The sequence below is a fragment of the Algibacter sp. genome (assembly GCF_039977455.1).
In the GTDB taxonomy this organism is placed as follows: domain Bacteria; phylum Bacteroidota; class Bacteroidia; order Flavobacteriales; family Flavobacteriaceae; genus Algibacter_B.
The window spans coordinates 45371-70165 of sequence record NZ_JBDWDG010000032.1; the positions used below are offsets into that span (position 1 = coordinate 45371).

General features: G+C 33.8%; 16 protein-coding genes. 10 read left to right on the forward strand and 6 right to left on the reverse strand.

The window, feature by feature from the left end; all coding sequences use genetic code 11:
* Positions 1–2 precede the first annotated feature (2 nt).
* From ABJM36_RS16100 to ABJM36_RS16110, 3 genes are all read right to left on the reverse strand, one after another.
* Positions 3–2564 carry a circularly permuted type 2 ATP-grasp protein gene (locus tag ABJM36_RS16100; protein WP_348452590.1) on the reverse strand — a complete coding sequence of 854 codons (2562 nt, stop codon included), beginning with the start codon at positions 2562–2564 and terminating at the stop codon, positions 3–5.
* Positions 2565–3020: 456 nt separating this feature from the next.
* The gene (locus ABJM36_RS16105; RefSeq protein ID WP_348452592.1) at positions 3021–6347 is read right to left on the reverse strand and encodes a transglutaminase family protein; all 3327 of its coding nucleotides are present in this window, start codon (positions 6345–6347) and stop codon (positions 3021–3023) included.
* 190 nt (positions 6348–6537) lie between these two features.
* Positions 6538–7578: a GMP reductase gene (locus tag ABJM36_RS16110; protein ID WP_348452593.1), complete on the reverse strand. Its 1041-nt coding sequence runs from the start codon at positions 7576–7578 to the stop codon at positions 6538–6540.
* Positions 7579–7746: 168 nt separating this feature from the next.
* Here ABJM36_RS16110 and ABJM36_RS16115 point away from each other — a divergent pair, with 168 nt between their 5' ends.
* On the forward strand, positions 7747–9123 hold the full coding sequence (locus ABJM36_RS16115; RefSeq protein WP_348452594.1) for an ATP-binding protein: 1377 nt from the start codon (positions 7747–7749) through the stop codon (positions 9121–9123).
* Between the two features lie 10 nt (positions 9124–9133).
* On the opposite strand, the gene ABJM36_RS16120 is transcribed toward ABJM36_RS16115, so the two are convergent.
* Positions 9134–9514, reverse strand: coding sequence for a Rid family detoxifying hydrolase (locus ABJM36_RS16120; RefSeq protein ID WP_348452595.1), 381 nt, complete (start codon positions 9512–9514; stop codon positions 9134–9136).
* Between the two features lie 81 nt (positions 9515–9595).
* Positions 9596–12349: a putative LPS assembly protein LptD gene (locus tag ABJM36_RS16125; protein ID WP_348452596.1), complete on the reverse strand. Its 2754-nt coding sequence runs from the start codon at positions 12347–12349 to the stop codon at positions 9596–9598.
* A 175-nt stretch (positions 12350–12524) separates the two neighbouring features.
* Between ABJM36_RS16125 and ABJM36_RS16130 the strand changes: the two genes are divergently transcribed.
* The 9 genes from ABJM36_RS16130 (at position 12525) to ABJM36_RS16170 (ending at position 24157) form a co-directional block, all read left to right on the forward strand.
* The gene (locus ABJM36_RS16130; RefSeq protein WP_348452597.1) at positions 12525–13625 is read left to right on the forward strand and encodes an N-acetylmuramoyl-L-alanine amidase; all 1101 of its coding nucleotides are present in this window, start codon (positions 12525–12527) and stop codon (positions 13623–13625) included.
* 53 nt (positions 13626–13678) lie between these two features.
* Positions 13679–14620 (forward strand): MlaD family protein, encoded by a 942-nt coding sequence (locus ABJM36_RS16135; RefSeq protein ID WP_348452598.1) that lies wholly within the window; start codon positions 13679–13681, stop codon positions 14618–14620.
* A gap of 5 nt (positions 14621–14625) precedes the next feature.
* The gene (locus tag ABJM36_RS16140; protein WP_348452599.1) at positions 14626–15939 is read left to right on the forward strand and encodes a (Fe-S)-binding protein; all 1314 of its coding nucleotides are present in this window, start codon (positions 14626–14628) and stop codon (positions 15937–15939) included.
* A gap of 163 nt (positions 15940–16102) precedes the next feature.
* Positions 16103–16894: a (Fe-S)-binding protein gene (locus ABJM36_RS16145; protein ID WP_348452600.1), complete on the forward strand. Its 792-nt coding sequence runs from the start codon at positions 16103–16105 to the stop codon at positions 16892–16894.
* A gap of 45 nt (positions 16895–16939) precedes the next feature.
* Positions 16940–17425: an ABC transporter ATPase gene (locus ABJM36_RS16150; RefSeq protein ID WP_348452601.1), complete on the forward strand. Its 486-nt coding sequence runs from the start codon at positions 16940–16942 to the stop codon at positions 17423–17425.
* A 385-nt stretch (positions 17426–17810) separates the two neighbouring features.
* Positions 17811–20729, forward strand: a complete 2919-nt coding sequence (locus ABJM36_RS16155) for a glycoside hydrolase family 3 N-terminal domain-containing protein (RefSeq protein ID WP_348452602.1) — start codon at positions 17811–17813, stop codon at positions 20727–20729.
* Between the two features lie 80 nt (positions 20730–20809).
* Positions 20810–21946 (forward strand): N-acetyl-alpha-D-glucosaminyl L-malate synthase BshA, encoded by a 1137-nt coding sequence (bshA, locus tag ABJM36_RS16160; RefSeq protein WP_348452604.1) that lies wholly within the window; start codon positions 20810–20812, stop codon positions 21944–21946.
* Positions 21947–22028: 82 nt separating this feature from the next.
* Positions 22029–23558 (forward strand): GH3 auxin-responsive promoter family protein, encoded by a 1530-nt coding sequence (locus ABJM36_RS16165; protein ID WP_348452605.1) that lies wholly within the window; start codon positions 22029–22031, stop codon positions 23556–23558.
* 29 nt (positions 23559–23587) lie between these two features.
* The gene (locus ABJM36_RS16170; protein ID WP_348452606.1) at positions 23588–24157 is read left to right on the forward strand and encodes a hypothetical protein; all 570 of its coding nucleotides are present in this window, start codon (positions 23588–23590) and stop codon (positions 24155–24157) included.
* Between the two features lie 129 nt (positions 24158–24286).
* Here the strand turns inward: ABJM36_RS16170 and ABJM36_RS16175 are convergent, their stop codons facing one another.
* On the reverse strand, positions 24287–24766 hold the full coding sequence (locus ABJM36_RS16175) for a hypothetical protein (protein ID WP_348452607.1): 480 nt from the start codon (positions 24764–24766) through the stop codon (positions 24287–24289).
* Positions 24767–24795: the final 29 nt, after the last annotated feature.

A 24795-nucleotide genomic window follows, 5' to 3' on the forward strand; every position in this document is an offset into this window, starting at 1 on the left:
GGTTATTGTAGTGGAAAGTTTTGGTTTGTCAGTTGTTTTTGTGTGTACGAGTGGTTAAAATAGGTATTTGAAACCTCCATTGATGTTTCGTGTAAAAGCTCGCTAATTTCGGCTAAGGCATCATCTAGATTTTGTCGTAGGCCAGCGTCGTCATCTAATTTTAAAAGGGTATCAATAGCTAAACTTTCTATTTTAGTATGTGCTTTTAATATTTTGGCTTTGCAAGCCGTTACTGTATTCGAACCTTCAGAATAAGGCAGTTTATTAACGTCCTTTTCTATACGTGTTATTTTATAGGCCAACGACTTGGCATATTCTTTATCAATTAACAACAGTTTAATTACGTTTTCTACACTTAAGTACGAGCGGTAACTGTACCTATAAATATTAAGACTTTCGTTACTATTTAAAAAGGCTTCTAAAACTTCGTATTGTACTTGCTCTTCATAATTTACTACCAATAAAGAGCGACATTTTTCGACATGCATCATCGATTGTTCGGTTTGCAAGCCAATAAAATAAAGTAACAAACCTTGATTTACTAATATGCTTTCTTCTATAAGTGCCATAAAAGCTATAAGGCGCGTAATAATACGGTCAAGGAATTTTATGAGTTTATTAATTGAAAAGTCTTTGGTTTTAATAAAGGTTTCCCATTGTTTTTTTATGCCATCAAAAACACGCCACATGTCTTTGGACCATAAACTTCTTAACGAGTAATAGGCGTTGTTAAAGCTATTCATGGTTTGCGCAAGACTGCCAATGCGGGTTTCGTCGGTAATTAAAGAAACAATTTCCTTTAAGGGGTGTTTTAGGCGCTCTTCGGAACCTTCACCAATAAAACCAGGGAATGTCGAGGTTATATTGGTTATCGATTGGTATAGTAATTTTAAGGTGTCTAAATCTGACTTGCGGCTTGTAGATTGCCCTTGGTTCATTCTATTAAGTACTACACGTAAATAACGTGCGGTAACTAACGAACGTCCTAAATAGCGTCCAGACCAAAATAAATTTTCGGCGGTATTACTGGATAAATCATTAATATCTGAAATGGTATGGTTAGATGAAGAATCCCAGGAGTAATTACGCAACGGATTTTGACTGTCGTTAGAAACTATCCAGAAATCTTTACTAATACCACCTCGTTGGTTGGATACAAATATTTTTTTACGATCGGCCGCCACACGAACTAAACCTCCAGGCATAACGCTATAACCGTCTTTTTTAGCAATAGCAAAAGTGCGACACGATACTTTACGAGGTTCTAATTTACCTTTTACTAAATTTGGTGCTGTTGAAAACGATATTTTTTCTTGGGCTACAAATTGATAAGGTGCCAACGAAATTTCATCCTTTAATTTTTTTAGGGCATCGTTGTCTAAAAATTCGCAGAAATAAATATTTTCTCGGTTAGAACGATCGATACGTTTTACTACTAAATCTTTTAAATGCTCGATAACATATTCGCATTCCTTTTTTTGTCCGCACCACCAAGATGCAATTTGTGGTAGTATTAATGGTTCTTTAAAAAAGTACTTGCAAATGGCATTCATAAACGGAATTAACCCCGAATTATCTAAAATACCAGAACCAATAGGATTTACAATGGCCACCTGTTGCTCTCTAACCACTTCAAGTAAGCCTGCAACGCCTAAATATGAATCTTCCCGTAACTCTAAGGGATCCATAAAAGCATCGTCTACACGTCTTAAAACAACATCAACCTGCTTCAATCTTTTAAGTGTTTTAAGCCATAGTTTACCATTACGCACCACCAAATCGCTACCCATAACTAAAGGATAGCCTAAATAGGAAGCTAGATACGCATGTTCGAAATAGGTTTCGTTATGCGGACCAGGAGTAAGGATAACAATATTGGGATTGCTTTGATTTTGAGGTGCAGCATCGAGCAGCATTTGTTTTAAATCGTTAAAAAACGCTAGGGGTTGTTTAACGTTAATATTTTCGAATAGATCTGGCACAACACGGTTAAGTGCATATCTGTTTTCTAAAGCATATCCCATTCCGGAAGGCGCTTGCGTACGATCGCTAACTACCCACATGCGGCCATCTGGACCACGAGCCAAATCTAGTGAGTAGATTTGTAAATGCTTTGATGTTTTATATTGAATTTGATCGCATTGCCTTAAAAATCCGCGATGTGCGAGAACAACCTCCTCGGGTACAATACCGTTTTTTATAAGTTCGCGCTTGCCATAAATATCTTTTAAAACTAAGTTTAGTAATTCAGCACGTTGTTGAATACCTTTTTCTATGGTCGATTCCCATTCGGTTTGATGGATAACATAGGGAACCACATTTAAACCCCACGAACGGTTAAGACCATGAGGGTCGTTATACACGTTATAGGTAACACCATTTTCTTCCATTAACCAATTAATCTCGTCTTGTTTAGACAGGAGGTTCTCGGTTTCGACTTCTGAAAATTTGTTTAACAGTGGTTGCCATTCTGAGCTGATAGACATATTGGGTTTTAAAACCTCGTCATAGCCTTTAAAATCAGAAAAGTAATCCTGGAATAATGGTTTAGTTGTAATGGGCATTTTTTGATATTATGGAACTGCAAAATTAATGTAAAATGTTGTTATAAGTACTAAAGATGTGATTTGGTTTTTTATTTAAAGAAAATGGCCTAAGATTGAAGTGTATTGGTGTTTTGTAAGGTAATGCTGTTTTTAAATTGATGACACCCCTAAAGTCCCCTCGAGGGGACAACCAAAACCAACTAATTTCGTGTTAAGTACAATTAGATTAAACATTTATAGGCTCTAAAAGCAAAAATATATCTAAACCGAAACGCAAAGCTTAACCTAAAGGATGTTTGCGTAACACTGCGTTAGGGATTGAAGTGACATCCTTTTTTTGCTGCGATAAATGGCAAAAAAAGATACAGCGGTAAGCCCGACCCTTTATGGGTAACGCCCAAATTAATGCAGGATTAAATTATTTTAACCATTTCTCATGTAACCTTACTGCTCCATGAGAAATGGTATTAAACTTTATTTTTTACGTAAATCTAAGGTGTATGGAAACTCGAAATTTATTGGCAGCTCTTTGTAACTAAACTTTTTAGAGCTTTCTTGTTTTTCGACTTTCGATATGCTTTCGCCACCTTGCATGATGCCTTCTTTTTCTTCGATGGTACCTTGTGTGTGTCCGAATTCCCAAAAACGATTTATGCGTCGCGATTCGGCTTCGTAACTATTTACAGGATAATTCTCGTACGAACGTCCTCCAGGATGGGCCACATAATAAGTGCAACCTCCAATGGAGCGTTTATTCCAGGTGTCTACAATATCAAAAACCAATGGTGTGTCTACATCTATGGTTGGGTGTAGAGACGAATGCGGATTCCATGCTTTGTAACGCACTCCAGCAACAAACTCCCCTTTTACACCTGTATTATTTAATTGTACTTTTACACCGTTACAAGTAAGAACAAACCGTTCTTCAACAAAATGATTGACTTTTACTTGAATACGCTCTACGGATGAATCGACATATCTCGCCGTCCCTCCACCGGTCATTTCTTCGCCCAATACATTCCAAGGCTCGATAGCTGCACGTAACTCCAAATGCACATTATTGATTTGAACCATACCATGAAGTGGGAATCTGAACTCGAAAAATGGATTAAACCAATCTTCTTGAAATTTATATCCGGCTCTATTAAGTTGCTCAACAATGTCTTTTATATCTTCTCTTACATAATGCTCGATTAAAAACTTATCGTGTAACTCGGTGCCCCAACGTACTAAATCATGTTCGTATGGCTTTTTCCAGAACCAAGCTACTAGTGTTCTTACCAGTAGGTTTTGCATTAAACTCATTTGAGGATGCGGTGGCATATCGAAAGCACGGAGCTCGAGGATTCCTAATCGCCCTGAGGAAGAATCTGGTGAATATAATTTATCGATACAGAATTCTGCACGGTGTGTATTTCCTGTTAAATCGGTTAGTAAATGGCGAAATAACCTATCGGTTAACCAAAATGGTACTTCACCATTTTTTGGTATTTGACTAAATGCTATTTCGAGTTCGTATAGGTTTTCCATACGCGCTTCGTCTATTCGTGGCGCTTGACTTGTTGCACCTATAAAAGCGCCAGAAAATAAATAAGATAATCCTGGGTGATGTTGCCAAAAGGTGAGTAAACTTCGTAATAAACTAGGTTTACGAAGAAGTGGGCTATCGGCTGGTGATACACCACCTAAGGTGACGTGATTTCCACCGCCTGTACCCGTATGTTTACCATCGAGCATGAACTTTTCGGTGCCTAATCGGGATTGCTTAGCGAGCTTGTATAAAGTTAATGTGTTATGTGTTAACTCTTCCCAGTTTTTAGCTGGATGCACATTTATTTCAATAACTCCAGGGTCTGGAGTTATTTTCATAGATTCTAATCTGTGATCTTTTGGCGGGTCGTAGCCTTCTAAAATAACAGGGATATTCAATTTTTTTGCGGTAGCTTCAATTGAGGCAATGAGGTCTAAAAATATTTCGGCAGAATCCATTGGAGGTAAAAACAAGTATAATTTATCCTCTCGAACTTCGGAACATAAGGCCGTTCTAATAAAATATTTATTATCTATTTCAGCACCGTTATTAACGACATGCTCGTAACGGGTGGCTGCGGTTTTTTTGAAGCTTGGTAGTCGTCCTTTTACCGAAAAATTATCAGCGACAAACTGTGGGAATTCGTCATGTTCAGGTTTTCTAATTAAAGAATCTAATGGTAATCGCAAGCCAATAGGAGAGTTTCCGGGTATTAAAAATAAGTGGTTTCGACGGAAAGTCCAGTCACTAGTATACCAAGTGCCTATAGAATTGTTTAATGGCAAAACATAACCAACTGCTTTGGATTTACCATCTTTAAGAATATCTTTTAGTTTGTTTTTAACCAATAGTGCGCCATCATCTTTTGTGGGATCGACATCTATAGGGAGTTTGCCTTCTTCCCACATAAAATAGAAAGCATCCTCGTAAGTTGGGACAATAGTGGTATCTGTAATTCCTAAATGTTTAGTAAGGGTTTCTAGGAATAATTTATCGGCATTTTCAGGAACTATAGGATTATCTGAAAACAAGGATAATAATTTTTTATTATGCCAAATGTTTCTACCATCTTTTCTCCAGCACAATTCTATAGACCATCGTGGTAAAGGTTCTCCCGGATACCATTTTCCTTGCGCTTGATGTAATACACCTCCTTTTGCAAACTCATCGTATAGACGTGCAGAAAGGTTTTTGGCTAGTTCTCTTTTATGAGGACCATCGGCATCGGTATTCCATTCTGGCGATTCCATATCGTCAATAGATACAAATGTGGGTTCGCCACCCATGGTTAAACGCACATCTCCTTTTTCTAATTGTTTTTCTACTTTAAAACCTAGTTTGTAAATAGCCTTCCATTGCTCTTCAGTATAAGGTTTGGTAACTCTTGGCGATTCGAAAATACGTTTTACGGAGTTTTCAAAAAAGAACTCAGTTTCGCAAACATCAGACATTCCAGAAACGGGGGCAGCACTTTCAAAAGTAGGGGTACATGCTAAAGGGATATGACCTTCGCCAGCTAATAAACCAGAAGTAGCATCAAAACCTATCCATCCGGCACCAGGCAAATACACTTCTGCCCAGGCATGTAAATCGGTAAAATCTTCTTCAGGACCAGAAGGGCCGTCTAAAGATTTTTCATCAGATTTTAATTGCACTAAATAACCCGATACAAATCGCGCACCAAAACCTAAGTGTCTCAAAGTTTGAACAAATAACCAGGCGTAATCGCGACAGGAACCACTTTTTATATCTAATGTTTGTTCGCAGGATTGTACACCAGGATCCATCCTAATGTTATAATTTAAAAACTCATATATTTTTTGATTGATATCGATTAAAAAATAAATGGTTTTTCTAGGCTTATAATCTAATGTTTTTAGAAATTCCTGAAGTAGTTTTCCTTTATCAGTAATTTCTAAATAGGGTAGTAATTCTTTTTTGGTTTCCTCTTTATATTCAAAAGGGTATTCTTCTGCATATTCTTCAACAAAAAAATCGAACGGATTTATCGTTTTTAAATCGGCTATAATTTCTACATCTATAGTCAGTTCGGTTGTTTTATCAGGAAAAATTAAACGCGCCATATAATTTCCAAATGGATCTTGCTGCCAATTGAAGAATTGATTTTCGGGCGTAATTTTTATGGAATAAGCTTCTATGGGCGTTCTGCTATGGGGGGCAGGTCTTAATCTAAATATATGTGGTGATAACGAAACCGGTCTGTCATATTTATACTTTGTTTTGTGAGAAATTACAATTTTTAACGCCATAGTTGATTTTTAATTATTAGATAATACAATTTAAGGGTTTTATATTAAGAAAACACATAATTAGTCTCAGAATTATTAGTCTTAAATTATGATTTTAATATTAATACTTGCAATAAATGCTAAAATTAAAAATCAATTAACTTTTGGCACTAAAAATAGAATAAGACTAGATATAAAATACTTTTAAATGTTAATGGGTATAGGTTCTGTTTTCTTGTTCTGCAACACGAATAAAAGTCGTGCATTTCGTTAATTCTTTTAACCGGGCTGCGCCTACATAGGTACATGTACTGCGAATACCACCCAAAATATCTTGCAGTGTTGTTTCGACTTTACCTCGATAAGGCACTTCGACAGTTTTACCTTCGCTAGCTCGATATTCAGCGACACCACCAACATGCTTATCCATGGCAGTTTCAGAGCTCATACCGTAAAATTTCCGATACATTTGGCCTTCTTTTTCAATGGTTTCACCACCGCTTTCGTCGTGGCCAGCCAACATACCACCTAACATTACAAAATCGGCTCCCGCACCAAAGGCTTTTGAGATATCGCCAGGAATAGCACAACCGCCATCACTTATTATTTGTCCGCCTAAACCATGGGCAGCATCGGCACATTCTATAATTGCCGATAGCTGTGGGTAACCCACTCCGGTTTTAACCCGTGTGGTACAAACCGAACCTGGACCAATACCAACTTTTACAATATCGGCTCCAGAAAGTAGTAACTCTTCAACCATTTCGCCAGTAACCACATTTCCTGCAATAATTACTTTATCAGGATAGGCTATTCGTGTTTGTTTAACGAAATCTGAGAAATATTCTGAATAGCCATTGGCTACATCAATACAAATAAATTTAAGTTGTGGGTGTTGGGTAATGATTTTCGATAATTTATCGGCATCGTTTTTACCAATTCCAGTACTAACAGCAATGAAGTCTTCAATACCTGCAGGCGTGTTTTTTAAAAACTCAGCCCATTCCTCTATTGTATAGTGTTTGTGTATGGCAGAAAAAAGTTTGTTTTTTGATAATACTTTAGCCATTTCAAAGGTGCCTACGGTATCCATATTTGCCGCTATAATTGGAATTCCTTTCCAAGTAATAGGGCTGTGCAGGAATTTAAATTCGCGTTCTAGGTTAACTTCAGATCGACTTTTTAGTGTAGAGCGTTTTGGGCGAATCATTACATCTTTAAACCCTAACTTAATTTCATATTCTATGCGCATTTAAGAATTGTTTTTTAATAAATGATTAAAGTTTAAATTTAAGTATTTTCATAGTAATTAAACTACTTAATACTAAATAATAGTTTTGCTAATTCGTATATTTATAGATAAGTTTGTTAAAAGCACTAATTAATGAAGGGTTTCCCTAAATCTATAAGACAATTAAAAATGAAAAAGAAATTATCTTTTTTCATTTTTGCATCTATTACCGCCATTTTACTTATTGGTTATTTTTATTTAGAAAAGAAAATTTACGCTCAAAGTGCGGCCATTTTTTTGTTTATTCTAGCCATTTTACAAGTTTTTGCTTTACAATATTTTTTAAAAAACCAACTTAAAAATGATGTTGTAGAAGCAAACCTTAGGACAAGGTTAGATGAGTTAAAAGAAAATTTAGAGCATACTGAAGAGGTGGCTAACCAAAAATCTATTTATTTGGCGAATATGATTTATGAGGTGCGTACCCCATTAAACACCGTTTTGGGCATGTTAAATATGTTAAGGCAAACCGACCTTGATAGTGACCAAACAGCTCAGGTTGAAATAGCTGAATATTCTTCAAAACACTTATTGCAATTAGTAAATATGGTTTCTGACAACCAAAAATCTAACGATAAGGATTTGAAATTGAATTTAAAAACAACCGATTTAAAAACGGATTTATCTCAACTTTTTAAAATTCTAGAATATCAGGCTTGGGAAAAAGGCTTAGAGTTTGAATACAAATTTATATCTGAAAATAACGGTAAATTTTTGGTTTTTGCTGATTCTAAGCGAATTCAACAAGTGCTAATTAATTTAATTAATAATGCCATAAAATTTACAAATGCTGGAAAAATATCAATAATTGTCGATCAGTCTGTAGGTATTGATAACGATCAAATTATTACCTTTTATATTAAAGATACAGGTATAGGTATGAAGGAGGAAGATGTGAAACACGTCTTTAATAATTTTGATGGTGTTTATGATAACTCTATTAAAAAGGATTATAGAGGTGGGGGCATGGGCTTATCAATTTCTCATAAATTAGTCAATTTTATGGGAGGAGAGCTGAAATTAGAAAGTAAGGAAAATGAAGGGTCTACCTTTTATTTTAGTTTACAGCTTAAAAAGACCTTAAACGTTAAAAAGTTTGAAGAAACTAGCGAGCCTATATTGTCCACCAAATTTAATGTGTTAGTTGCAGAAGATAATAGAATGAACCAAAAGGTAATTAAATTCCTTTTAGAAAAGCAAGGTGCTGATTGTACCTTTGCTAAAAATGGTTTGGAGGCTGTTGAGCTTTATAAAATATTGGATTTTGATATGATTTTTATGGATATTTATATGCCAGATATGGATGGATACCAGGCGACTAAACTTATAAAGGAAACCGATAAATATTATAGAAGTAAGACACCAATTATTGGTGTATCTGCTAGTGCATTTGAAAAGGATATTGAAAAAGCAAAACAAGCAGGTATTGATGATTTTTTACCAAAACCTATTGATGTTTTAAAGCTTAGGGGCTTACTAGAAAAGTTTACCGCTATTAACCATTAAACCATTAGGCTTATTTTACAGCTATCATACTAATTTCTACATTAACGCTTTTAGGTAATCTAGCAACCTCTACTGTTTCTCTAGCTGGTGCATTAGCATCGTTAAAGAAGCTACCGTAAACCTCGTTAATAGTAGTAAAATTATCCATATTACTAATAAATATAGAGGATTTAATTACATGTTCAAAAGTCATATCTGCCGCTTCGAGAACAGCTTTTAAATTCTGCATGACTTGCTTAGTTTCTTTTGATATATCATCAATAACCAAGGTATTTGTTTCTGGGTTTATAGCAATTTGGCCCGAGGTATATAAGGTGTTGCCTGTTAGTATAGCTTGATTATAGGGTCCTATTGGAGCCGGAGCATTTTTGGTAGTGATAATGGTTTTCATAATAGTATAATTTTTAGTTATCCGTAAAAAAAAAGCTGGTTCTAGGTTTTTAATCTCAACATAAGCTAGTATTACACAGATTTATAATTGAATATCGGCTTGTCTACGTTTTTCGTATTTAAGATCACTTAATATACTAGATTTTATACCAATAAAGAAATTCCAAGAACTGTTAGCACTAAAAGGAACCCAGCTAAAATTCATTCGCCAACTTAGTAAATCACGTTCAAAACGGAGTTGGGTATAGGTAAAACCTGCATTTTTTAAATCGTAACCAGAGGAACCACCAATAGACCATTTTGAAGACAAATCGATATCGCCAGAAAACATAAGGGAGTGTGATGAAATTTCACTTTGCCTTGTACTATTTGAATAATTTACGGCATAGGCAACCCTAAAATTCCAAGGTATTTTATAATTATACAACTCACTAGGTTTCTCTTCTTTATCGCCTTTTTTGTCATCTATTTGTTGATTTGCAAAATCTTGAGATACACCAAACAAATCGTCATCCCGACCGCCACTACGCCTGTTTTCTTCTAAACTAGAATCTTTATCCTTATTCTTGCTATTACCATCTTTACTAGAGAACGACCAACTGGCATTCATATTGGCACTAGTTAATCTGAAAAGGCTACCACCATTATCAATGTTGTAAGTGTCAATTCTGCTATTGTTGTTATCCAATGCATATGGATCTAAGGTAGCTCCAAAATTCACACTCATTTTGTTTTTAAACAATTGCGTACCACCACTAACACGCACCGGACTCCATTTTAAAGAATCTCCAGCAAAGTTGTAAGATGTAGAAAAGTTTAAGTTATTAAAAATGGTTATTTTTTTATCTTCAGTAGCCGTACTATCCCTGTCTTTAACTTTGGCTTCAAGGTTATTAGAAACAGAAATACCCATAGAACTTGAAAACGTTTTATTAGGTGTTCCAAATATGCTTTCTTCAAAACGCGTAAAATCAACATCGCTAGTAGTTAAACCATCCGCACTTACTACTTCGTAAGTATCATAATATTTATCAAAAGCTGGATTTATATTATAACTAATAGAAGGTCTTATAACGTGTCTTATGGCTTTAATTTTGGGATCTTTACCTTCCTTTTCGAAATTAAACATACCGTAAACTGTGGTTCCTAAACTGGTGCTAAAATTATAGGTTCTAAAGGCATCAAAGCCATTTATAGTTTCTGTTACCGTTTCTCTTTCAACGCTATCATAGGTCTTGTCAACGGTTTTAAAAGTCCAAACTTCATTAAAGCTAGAGCTAGCACTAGCACTAAAATATTTAAATAATTTAAAGTTTGTAGATATAGGAATAGAGTGTTGAAAGCCCGCTTTAGCATCATCAAACATTTCTTTTTTAAAGAATAATGAATCTGTAGTTGTAATTCTATTTTCCCCGCGAACGTTATATTGCAAGTTTATATTTTGAATAATACCCTTTTTAGACCCATTTTTAGATGCAAATGGATATACTCTGCCAACGCTTCCTTGAAATGTTGGAAGTGTCATATTTATTTCTTCGGTATTGGTGTTTTGTGAATGCGTGGCTGTTAAACTATAATTAACCTGAGGTTCGCCCTGAAACGTTTTGGAATATGATACAGATGATGATAGTGTGTTATTTAAAAACGAAGAAACATTTACTTGATTTATAGATTGCTGATAGTAATTACTACTACCTAAGTTTACAGATGCTGAAAAACGAGAATTAGGATTTGCTTTTGAATCTTGACTGTGGGACCACCTTAAATTATAAATAGTGCTAGTGGCATAATCTGAAAACCCACGTTCGCTAGTTATTAAATTTTCATATCTAAAACCAACATTACCACTGTATTTATATCTTTTCTTGTATTTATTTTCTAAACGTAAACCGTAACTTCCGTTGGTGTAATAATCTCCTAAAACAGCCAAATCTACATAGTCATTAATGGCAAAATAATAACCACCATTTTGTAAAAAGTAACCTCTGTCATTTTGTTCTCCAAAGGTTGGAATTATAACTCCAGAAGTTTGAGTTTCGCTTTGTGGAAAAAATCCAAAAGGTAAACCCAAAGGTGTTGGTACATCATATATAAATAAGTTGGCTAAACCAGTTACAATTTTTTTACCTGGTACAATTTTAGCTTTTCTTAATTTTATGTAATATTCCGGATCTTCTAAATTAGTAGCGGTAGTATATTTAGCATCTTTTACAAAATATACGGAGTCGTTTTCTTTTTTAGTAAGTTCTGATATTACGGTACCTTCTCCTTGTTCTGTTTTCGAATTGTAAATTAATGCCTTTTGAGTTTCAGTGTTAAAAACGATAGAGTCGGGCTCAACAACATTACTACCTTGAGTAAATATAGGTTTTTGGCTATACCCATTAATAGAATCTGTAATACCTACAGCAAAAACAGTATTGGTATTATAATCTATAGTTATACTTCCTGCAGTAATATTCATGTCGCCATAATCAATTTTGGCTTCATTATACAAATATAGCTTTTGCTTTTTGTTACTGAATGTCGTGTAATCTTTGGCGTGATACTTAACGATGTTTTCTAAGAATTCCTTTTTAGGTTTTATAGAATCTTTTTTAATGGTATCCTGAGTTTTCTCTGAAGTCTTTAAAACGTCGAGACTGTCAACACTAGTAACTAAACTATCCTTAACAGTTCTGTTAATGCCTTTTCCTTTTTTAGGGATATCTTGAGAAAAGCTTAACGTGTTGATAAACACAGTAAAACTTAGTGCAAAAAGTATTTTAAAGTTGTTTGTATGCAACGCTTTTAAATGTATTTTTGTAAAAGTATGGCTCGGTTTTTGAAAAGTCAAAATTACATATATTTTTTTGTGATTGATTTAATAATCAACTAAAAATTTAAAATTAAAATAAACCCACTTTTTTGGCCGTTAAAATCAAATAAATAGTTCAATCAATAAGGTAATTAATAAAGGCGACCTTGAAACGATTTAAACAGTAAACGATTTAAAAAATAGTATTCATCAAATGAAAACGAACAACTTATTAATTTTCGTATCTTTTATAATAGTATTAACATTATCTTCATTTATAACAAGCGATGTGCAAACTAAGGCTAATAAATTTGTGGTTGTTTTAGATGCTGGTCATGGTGGTAAAGATCCTGGAAATTTAGGTAATGGTTATAAAGAAAAAGATATTGCACTAAAAACAGTATTAGCCGTTGGTAAAGAATTAGAAAAGAACCCAGATATAAAGGTCGTTTATACGCGCAAAACAGATGTTTTTATCGATTTATTTGTTAGAGGTAAAATAGCAAATAAGGAAAAGGCAGATTTATTTGTGTCTATTCATTGCGATTCGCATACCTCACAAGCTTATGGTGCAGGTACTTTTGTTTTAGGAACACATCGAAATAAAACCAATTTTGAGGTCGCTAAAAAAGAGAACTCTGTAATTTTTATGGAGGAGGATTACGAAAAAAATTATGCAGGATTCGATCCTAATTCACCAGAATCAGTAATGAGTATTCTTTTAAGTCAAGAGGAGTACCTAGACCAAAGTATTCAATTGGCCGGTTTAATTCAAAAAAAGTTTACAAGCAAATTAAATCGAAAAGACAGAAAGGTAAAACAAGCAGGATTTATTGTTTTGCATCAAACTGTTATGCCAAGTGTACTGGTAGAATTAGGGTTTTTAACCAATAAAAATGAAGGTGCATATTTAAATTCTAAGAAGGGACAAATTCAAATGGCTAACGCTATTAAAGATGCTATTTTGGAATATAAAGAAAGTTTAGAGACCAATGTTGCTAATTACCAAATAAACAATAACACACCAGAACCAAGCACAAGTAATTCAACTAATATCGTTTTTAAAGTTCAAATTGCGGCAAGTTCAAAAGCTTTGGAAACCAAACCTTATAATTTTAAAGGATTAAGCGCCATTTCTAGAGTAAAAGAGGGTGGTTTGTATAAGTATTTTTACGGTAATTCTTCTGATTATGAAAAGGTTAAAGTTCTAGAGCAAGAGACCAAAAGTAAAGGCTATAAATCTAGTTTTATTGTCGCTTTTAAAGAAGGTAAAAAGATTGCCCTTACCGAAGCTTTAAAATCAATAAGTAATTAGAGGTTTACTTCTTAAATTTATATTAAATTTGTTTATCTAAAAGACATTCAATTTTGAAAATAACAAGAGAAGTAAAAACAGGCGTACTTGTATTATTAGGTATCATTTTATTGTACTATGGTTTTAATTACCTTAAAGGAAGAGATCTTTTTAACTCCTCGCTTACTTTTTATACAGAATACGAGAACGTTGAAGGCTTAGTGCCATCAACACCTGTTACTATTAACGGGTTAGCCGTAGGTCAGGTTACTAATATAGACTTTAAAGGTGATGGTTCAGGAAAACTTTTAATTAAGCTTTTAGTAGATAGCGAGTTTAAATTCTCAAAAAATAGTAGGGCAGAGTTATATGAAACAGGGTTAATAGGAGGAAAGGCTATTGCAATTATTCCAGCCTTTGATGGTGCAGAAATTGCTGAAAATAATGCTGTTTTAGAGGGAACAATAAAAGCGGGTTTAACCGAACTAGTAAACCAACGTTTAACGCCATTACAGGAAAAAATAGAAATTATGATGGTTGGTGCAGACTCGTTGCTTGCTAACATAAATGATATATTCGATGAGAAAACTAAAACACATTTAAGAACAAGTATAGCTGGATTAAGTGCTACTATAGATTCTTTTAAAGGGACTTCAAATTCATTAAACCAGTTAATGCAGGCCAATGAAGCTAAAATTGATGCTGTATTAACAAATGCTGAAAAGGCAACTAGCGATTTAACTAAAATTACAGGGTCCCTGTCTCAATCAGATTTAGGACAAACAGTAAAAAACTTAGAAGCTACCTTAGCTAACTTTAATACTATTTTGGCTAATTTAGAACAAGGTAAAGGCACCATGGGTAAACTGTTAAAGGATGATGAATTATATAATAATTTAGAAGGCGCAACTAGCGAATTAGAATCTTTATTATTAGATTTTAAATTACATCCAAACCGCTACACTAGAATTCTTTCTAAAAAAGAAATTCCTTACGAAGAACCAGAATCTAACTAAACACTATGGAATATATACCAAACTTGCTATTTGCAATAGTACTAATTTTGGGCATTGGCTTTTTTGCAAAAAATGTAAAAAAACTAATTAGGAATATCAAATTAGGACAAGATAAGGATGTTAGCGATAACAAATCGCAACGCTGGAAAAACATGGCCATGATTGCTTTAGGACAAAGTAAAATGGTACGCCGCCCAATTTCGGGGTTTTTGCACGTCGTGGTTTATGTCGGTTTTATTATTATAAATATTGAAGTTCTAGAAATTATTATTGATGGTTTATTGGGTACACACCGCATTGGTTTAAGTGTACTGCCACAATCGGTTTATGGTTTTCTTATAGGTACCTTCGAGATTTTAGCCTGCTTAGTTTTTGTCGCAGTAATTGTATTTTGGATTCGTAGAAACGTTATAAAAATTGCGCGTTTCTGGAAAAGTGAAATGACAACTTGGCCTAAAAACGATGGTAATTACATTTTGTATTTTGAAATGGTGTTAATGACCCTGTTTTTAGTCATGAATGCTACCGATCTGCAATTTCAAGCTTTAAACTCAGGAAATATAGTTAGCCAATTTATCACACCATGGTTTTCCGGATTTTCAGAAAGCACATTGCATGGCATTGAGCGTGGTGCTTGGTGGATGCATATTGTTGGGATATTAGTGTTCTTAAACTATTTATACTTTTCAAAACATTTACATATACTGTTAGCATTTCCAAACACCTATTATGGTAATTTAAAAGCTAAAGGTCAGTTTAATAATTTAGATGCCGTAACCAACGAGGTAAAAATGATGATGGATCCTAATGCAGATCCATTTGCGGTGCCTGATGAAGGTGCCGAAGAGGAAATACCAGCAAAATTTGGAGCTAGCGATGTTCAAGATTTAAACTGGGTACAATTATTAAACGCTTATACCTGTACAGAATGTGGTAGGTGTACTAGCGAATGTCCTGCAAACCTAACAGGTAAAAAATTATCGCCAAGAAAAATAATGATGGATACTCGCGATAGGTTAGAGGAAGTAGGTAAAAACATAGATACTAACCATGGTGAGTTTAAAGACGATGGCAAACAGTTGCTAGGCGATTATATTACTAAAGAAGAACTTTGGGCATGTACCACCTGTAATGCTTGTGTAGAGGCGTGTCCGGTAAGTATCGATCCGCTTTCTATTATCCTAGAAATGCGTCGTTATTTAGTTATGGAGCAATCTGCTGCGCCAGTAGAATTAAATAATATGATGACTAATATCGAGAATAATGGTGCACCTTGGCCTTACAATCAAATGGATAGGTTAAACTGGAAAGACGAATAAAATAAATTGGGCGTTACCGCAAGGGTCGGGCTTTACGCTATATTTTTTTTTGCCATTTATGGTAGCAAAAAAAAGTATGCCGCTACAATCCCTAACGCAGCAACCAACATTTAATAATAATCCTAGAAAGTGTAAAAACAAAGTAGGTATTAAATAAAATACTATGAGCGAATTACTAAAAGTACCAACAATGGCCGATTTTATGGCCGAAGGAAAACAACCAGAAATATTATTTTGGGTAGGGTCTGCAGGTAGTTTTGATGATAGAGCAAAAAAAATAACAAAAGCATTTGTTAAAATTTTAAACAAAGCCAATGTCGATTTTGCTGTATTAGGTACCGAAGAAAGTAATACGGGCGATGTAGCAAAACGTGCCGGAAACGAATTTCTATTTCAAATGCAAGCCGTTACAAACATAGAGATTTTAAACGCTTACGAAATAAAAAAAATAGTTACCTGCGATCCGCATTCGTTTAACTGTTTAAAAAATGAATATCCAGGTTTAGGTGGACAGTACGAAGTTTTACATCATACCCAATTTATTAATCAACTTATTGCAGCGGGTAGGCTACAAGGATTAAACGATCAATATAAAGGGAAACGAATAACATTTCACGACCCTTGTTATTTAGGTCGAGCAAATAACGAATACGATGCGCCTAGAGAAGTTCTAAATCAAACTAAGGCCAACATTATCGAAATGAAAAAGCATAAACGTACAGCTTTGTGTTGTGGTGCAGGAGGGGCTCAAATGTTTAAGGAACCCGAAAAAGGCGATATGGATATTAATGTGCTTCGTACGGAAGGTGCGCTAGAAACTAATCCTGATATTATAGCTACCGGATGTCCGTATTGTAATACTATGATGACAGATGGTGTTAAAGCCAAAGAAAAAGAAAGCGAAGTGGAAGTATTGGACATTGCCGAATTAATAGCAAATGCTCAAGGTTTATAAAAGAATTTATTCCTGCAAACGGAAGAACCCAAATTATTTAATTAAATGCTAGTAGATTTTACAACATTACCAGAAGAATCAAGAGTTTGGATTTACCAAGCCAATCGTTCATTTTCAGAGGTTGAACTTGAAGAAATTCGAGCTAAACTTAATATTTTTATAGAAAATTGGACAGCGCATGGTAGCGATTTACAAGCCGGTTATACTATTAAATATAAGCGTTTTATAGTGCTAGCTTTAAATCAAGATGTAAACAAGGCAACTGGGTGTTCAATCGATTCGTCTGTGCATTTTATTCAACAGTTAGAAAAAGAATATAATGTCGATTTAATGGATAAAATGAACGTGTCCTACAAACAGGGTGAATTCGTGGCACATAAAACACTCTCAGATTTCAGAAAAATGGCTAAAGATAAAGCAGTATCTAAAAATACTATTGTGTTCAATAATTTAGTCAATAATATAGCAGAGTTTAATGAAAACTGGGAAGTTCCTGCAAGCGAAAGTTGGCATGGGCGTTTTATTAAATAGGGGGCTTTAATGTACTAAAGCTTTGTTTTTTTAGCTACTGTTTTTTAATACTTATTTATAAGTACGTCTTATTAAAATATGGACGGTTCAACATCATTTATTATTAGGTGTCCGTAGGATTATTACAAGGTTAGAATACGGTGTCCGAATATAATAATACGATAATTGGATTATTTATAACTCAATAAATTTTTATTGATGCGGTCTCTTGCAGTTTTTATGAAGTAATTAAATCCTATAAACCTAAACTGGATTTATAAATATTGTTTTAAACTTCTTTATAAATCTATCTTAAAGTCTTTTTATCTTCTTTTTAAAAGTATTATTTTGGCATGATTATTAGTGTTTACTAGTATTACTGATAATTTCCCTTAACAAATCTTTTATGCGTCGTATCTATATTACAATAATTACGTGTTTACTTGTATTACCGGTTATTGCACAAACCTTAATAAATCCCTTGTTAACTAAAGACGTTGAAGCTCAAAAAAAATGGGTAGATAGCGTATATGCTGCCATGACTTTAAAAGAAAAAGTGGGGCAGTTGTATATGGTGCAAGTTATGTCTAATCAAGACCAAAGCACCAAAAACAAAGTGGTTCAAACCATAAAAGACCATCATATTGGTGGTATTATATATTCTTTAGGTGGGCCAAACAGACAAGCAAGGTTAAATAACGAGTTACAATCGCTATCTAAAATACCATTACTTATTGGAATGGATGCCGAATGGGGTTTAAGTATGCGTTTAGATTCTACCTATGCATTTCCATGGAATATGACACTTGGAGCGATAAAAGACAATAAACTGGTGGAACAAGCCGGAAGGCAAATAGGCGAACACTGTAAACGTTTAGGCGTGCATTTTAATTTCGCACCAGTTGTAGATATTAATACAAATCCTAAGAACCCTATTATTGGAAACAGGTCTTTTGGTGAAGATAGAGACAATGTAACAGAAAAAGCACTAGCATTTATGAAAGGTATGCAAGATGCAGGTGTTTTGGCAAATGCCAAACATTTCCCTGGGCATGGAGATACCGATCAAGATTCGCATAAAACCTTACCTACTGTAAGTTTTAATGAAAAACGTATAGATTCTATTGAGTTATATCCTTACAAGAAATTGATTACCGAAGGCTTATCAAGTGTTATGGTAGCGCATTTAAATGTGCCTAGTTTAGAAACGCGAGAAAACTATCCGTCGTCTTTATCAAAACACATTGTTACCGATATTTTAAAGGAACGCCTAGGTTTTAAAGGACTAATTTATACAGATGCTTTAACCATGAAAGGTGCAGCCAATTTTAGTGAAACGGGAGATATCGATTTAGCCGCATTTAAAGCCGGAAATGATGTGATGCTTATGTCTGAAAATGTAGGTATCGGAGTTTCTAAAATTATTGAAGCCTATAACAAAGGAGAAATTACTGAGGCACGTTTAGAACATTCAGTAAAAAAAATTCTGCAAGCAAAATATAAAGTTGGACTTCATAATTACGAACCTATTGGGCTTTATAATTTATCAAATGATTTAAATAGATTAAAGGATGATATATTATATGAAGAATTGCTTGAAAATGCTATTACTGTAGTTGAGAGTAAAGAAGAGATACTTCCGCTACGCCGTTTGGAAACTAAAAATATTGCTTACGTAAAACTAGGTGACGATTCTGGAGCACCATTCCTCGATGAATTAAAAAAATATACCAAAGTACATGAAATAGAATCCGATAATTTGTTCACTTTAATGAATAAATTAAAACCGTATAATACAGTTATTGTTGGGTTTCATCGTTCTAATGAAAATCCCTGGAAGTCGTATAAATTTAGTAATAAAGAATTGGTTTGGCTTAACGAAATGGCGCAATCCCATACTGTTATTTTAGATGCCTTTGTAAAACCTTATGCGCTTTCTAGCTTAAATACCATTGAGAATATTGAAGGTATTATTGTAAGCTACCAGAATAGCGAAATTGCTCAGCGTAAATCAGCACAACTTATTTTTGGAGCTTTAGCCGCAAAAGGAACATTGCCGGTTTCTATAGGTAATTATTTTAAAGTAGGCGAGGGCATAAAATATAACGAACTTAAAAATTTAGGATATACCATTCCAGAACGTGTAGGTATGAGTTCTAAAAAATTAGAAAAACTAGATTCCTTAGCCAATTACGCGGTTAATGCACAAATGACACCTGGAATACAATTATTGGTGGCTAGAAAGGGAAAAGTAATTTACAATAAGAATTTTGGTAAGCATACCTATAGCGGAAAAGAAAAAGTTGAGTTTGATAATATTTATGATGTAGCTTCACTAACCAAAATTCTAGCAACATTACCGTTGTTAATGGAACTTGAGGAGCAAGGCATAGTAACACTTGATACTAAGTTATCTACCATTTTACCGGAGTATAAAAACTCCAATAAGGCCAATGTCACTTTTAAAAGTATGTTATCGCATTATGCCCAATTAAGACCTTGGGAGCCGTTTTATTATCATACTTTAGATTCGGTTACCAAACGTCCTAGTAAAAAATATTATAGAAAAGTTCGCAGTCCAGAATTTAATATTGAAGTCACGAAAAATTTATTCTTAAGAACTGATTATCAGGATTCTTTACCCGAAATAATAAGGAATTCCGAGCTTTTAGAAACTAAAAGATATCGCTATAGCGACTTCCCATATTATATTTTAAAGAAATTTATTGAACATCATTACGACAGAACATTAGACGAGTTAGTACAATCGCATTTTTATGAGTCGTTAGGAGCAAATTATACCTTGTATAATCCGTACCACAAAATCAGTAGTAAAAAAATAGTTCCTACTGAGGTTGATGATTATTATAGATATCAAAAAGTACATGGTTATGTGCACGATATGGGAGCTGCAATGCAAAACGGCGTTGGTGGGCATGCAGGGGTATTTAGTAATGCTAACGATGTTGCTAAGATTATGCAAATGTATTTACAAAAAGGGTATTATGGCGGAAAACGTTATTTAAAACCTGAAACAGTCGATAAGTTTAATACCTGCTATTATTGCCGAAATAATAATAGGCGAGGTATAGGTTTTGATAAACCACAATTAGGAGATTCTGGGCCAACCTGTGGTTGTGTTTCAATGACAAGCTTTGGGCATTCTGGCTTTACAGGAACTTATGCTTGGGCAGATCCGGAAGAAGAGATTGTCTATGTGTTTTTGGCAAATAGAACGTATCCGCATGCTGGAAAAAACTTATTGTTAAGGGAGAATATTAGAACAGATATTCAAAGCTTAATTTATGAAGCTCTAGAAGATTAAAATTACTTATAGTTTTAAGTTGATAGTATTTAAAGTTACACTTTAGACACTTAAAACTTAGGACACTTAAAACATAAGACATGAAAATAGGTATTGTTTGTTATCCAACTTTTGGTGGTAGTGGCGTTGTTGCTACAGAACTGGGTTTAGAATTGTCTAAACGTGGTCATGAAATACACTTTATAACCTACAATCAGCCAGTTAGGTTAGAGTTGATTAGCAATAATGTGCATTATCATGAAGTTACAGTTCCCGAATATCCCTTATTTCATTATCAACCCTATGAATTAGCCTTATCTAGTAAATTGGTGGACATGGTTAAACTCCACGGTATAGAAATACTTCATGTACATTACGCTATTCCACATGCATATGCAGCCTATATGGCAAAAAAAATGTTGCAAGAAGAAGGCATATTAGTGCCTATTGTAACCACATTGCATGGCACAGATATCACATTAGTTGGTAGCCATCCATTTTATAAACCTGCGGTAACTTTTAGTATAAATAAATCCGATGCCGTAACTACCGTTTCAAAAAGTTTAAAAGAAGATACACTGCGGTTATTTGATATTAAAAATGATATTTCGGTAGTTTCAAATTTTATAGATTTAGAAAAATATAATCATGCTTTTACCGATTGCCAAAGAGGTATGATGGCGAATGATGATGAAAAAATAATCACGCATATTAGTAATTTAAGACCCGTAAAACGCGTTCAGGATGTTATTAGTGTTTTCTATAATATTCAGAAGGAAATGCCTGCAAAACTAATGTTTATAGGTGAAGGTCCCGAAAAAGAACAAGTAGAATTGCGCTGTAAAGAATTAGATATTTTAAATAAAGTTGTATTCTTCGGAAAAAGTAATGAAATCGATAAAATTTTATGTTTTTCAGACTTGTTTCTTCTACCATCCCAAACTGAAAGTTTTGGTTTAGTCGCCTTAGAAGCTATGGCTTCAGGAGTGCCTGTTATTTCTAGTAATACAGGAGGATTGCCAGAAGTTAATATTCATGGTGTATCTGGTTTTTTAAGTGATGTTGGCGATATTGACGATATGACAAAAAATGCACTTTACATTTTAAGTGATGAAAAACGTTTAAAAACCTTTAAAGAAAATGCACGTAAAGAAGCTTTAAAATTCGATTTACATGCTATTGTTCCTAAATACGAGGCTATTTATGAAGATACATTGGCTAAGTGTTTTGTGTTATAATCAAAGGCGTTTGAGATACTTTTTTTAGTATTTACGTTAAGCCTAGTCCTTGTTTTTATTGATCTTTGAATAAAAACAAAACATGGCTATTCTAGGAAATATAATTAAAGGCGTAATTGAGTTAAAAGGTTCGTTATCTAAAGAGACTAATCCTATTGAATCTCAAAAAGTTGTACTAAAAAAACTACTAAACACCGCCCAAAACACCCAATTTGGTGCGTATTATAATTTTTCTAAAATTTTAGAATCAGATAATATCTTATCTGCCTATGCCAATACAGTTCCTTATTTTGATTATAACGAAATTAATTATTCTTGGTGGAGTAAGTTACATGAAGGAGAAACCGATGTTACATGGCCGGGAGCCCCATCTTATTTCGCATTAAGTTCGGGTACAACAGGAAAAACAAGCAAACGTATTCCTGTTACCAATGATATGATTTCGGCCATAAGGGAATCAGGTATAAAACAAGTGTTTGCATTGAAAAACTTTGATTTACCGGCTGATTTTTTTGAAAAAGAAATCATGATGCTAGGTAGCTCTACAGATTTAGAGGAAAATAATAACCACTTTGAAGGCGAAATTAGTGGAATAAGTGCAAGTAATATTCCCTACTGGTTTAGAAGTTATTATAAACCCGGAGAAGACATTGCAAAAATTGATGATTGGGATGCTAGAGTGCAGCGTATTGCTGAACGTGCAAAAGATTGGGATATTGGTGCCTTAAGTGGTATTCCTTCATGGATTGAATTGATGTTGCAAAAAGTAATAGACTACAATAGGCTAGATAATATCCATGACATTTGGCCAAATTTACAGGTATATACTTCTGGAGGAGTTGCTTTTAGTCCCTACGAAAAAAGTTTTAATGCTTTAATGGGAAAACCAGTAACGGTTATAGATACCTATTTAGCCTCCGAGGGGTATTTGGCAACTCAAGTACGTCCAGAAACAGATGCTATGAAATTAAATACCGATAGTGGTATTTATTTTGAGTTTGTACCATTTAAACCAGAATATATAAATGAAGATGGCTCTTTAGCACAAGATGCGCCTGCCTTAACTTTAGAGCAAGTTGAAAAAGAACAAGATTATGTATTAATAATTAGTACGGTTAGTGGCGCATGGCGCTACTTAATTGGCGATACTGTTGAATTTACTAACGTAGATCGCGCAGAAATAAAAATTACTGGGCGTACTAAATTCTTTTTAAACACGGTTGGGTCTCAACTTTCTGTTAATAAAATGGATGACGCCATGAAAAAGTTAGAAGATCAATTCTCAACAAAAATACCAGAATATACTATTTGTGCTAAACGTGGAAAAGATGGTGAGTTTTATCATTTTTGGTATTTAGGAAGTGAAAACGAAAATCTTAATAGTACTGAAGTTTCTGTGGCTTTGGATGGGTTTTTAAAAGATGCTAATAAAAATTATAAAGTAGCAAGAAGTAAAGCTTTAAAAGGCGTTAATGCAAAAGTGATAAATCCAGCAATTTTTCACGAATGGAGCGGTGTAAACAAGAAAAAAGGAGGTCAAGTAAAAATGGAACGTGTTATGGGAGAAGATAAATTTAAAGAATGGGAAACGTTTGTTAATGAGTATAAATAAAAACATCACCATTATATAAAACTTAAACTATGAAAACACCACATATTATTCCCGAGTCTATTAAATCTGTTGCAGAGCAAGCTTTGAAGTTTTACCCAGATTTGAAGGGTATAAGCATCATATTTAAATTTAAGAAAAACATAAAAAAATCTACAATGCAGGCTAGACCAACATTTGGAAGTTTTTTTAAAAGAAAAAAGAAAAGAAGTTATATAATTTTAATTAGTAAAACGTTCAAAATAGCAGACAAAGAATTCTTAACTAAGCATATTGAGTCTGATATTTTAATAGGTTGGATTGGTCATGAATTAGGACATATTATGGATTACCAAAACAGAAGTAAGCTTAATTTAATATGGTTTGGATTGAAATACTTATTTTCTGATAGCCATATTATAGAAGCGGAAAGAGCTGCTGATATGTTTGCAGTAAAACATGGCATGGAAAAATATATATTAAAAACTAAAAATTTCATATTAAACCATTCCGATATTAAGCCGGAGTATAAGGCTCGAATAAAAAGATACTACTTATCTACCGAAGAAATTATGGAATTAGTAAATAATAGAAATAAAATTTTAAGCACAAAAAGTATTTAAAACCTTAAAACACATTTTAAATTTATAAATATCCTTAAATAGAATTGAAAAAAAATTAAGACATTAGGTATAAAAACAAAAAAAAAGCACCTTAAAAAGGTGCTTTTTTAATATATATATTCAATATTCTTAGAATCTGTAGCGAATACTTAAAGCGATATCGAAAATTGTATTGTCTGTAAAATCATTACTACCAAATTCTGGTCTAAAGTCTAATGATAATTGTAAAGGAATATCAAAATTATATTCTATTCCTATATCTCCAGCCGCAAATAATCCAGTACCATTGTTTCCATCTTGTTCTTCTCTTCCTGAGAAGGAAGTTAAACCACCACCAACACCAGCGTACCAATTAAAATCTCCATCTAAAGCCCAAACCCATTGGTAAATACCAGTAATTTTTACAGCACTAAAGTTGTTACCATTTCTCCAACCTAAATCGGCTTCTAATCTATTATTGTAACCTAAGGCATGTTGATATGATACTTCTGCACCTAAACCTTGACTATCTCCTAAACGTAATCCAATGGCATTCTCTGAGATGTCCTGAGCGTTTGAAGTAAATACAAAACCTAATACTGCAACTGATAATAAAAATAATTTTTTCATAAATGTTGTTTTTAGTTTAATGTTATAAT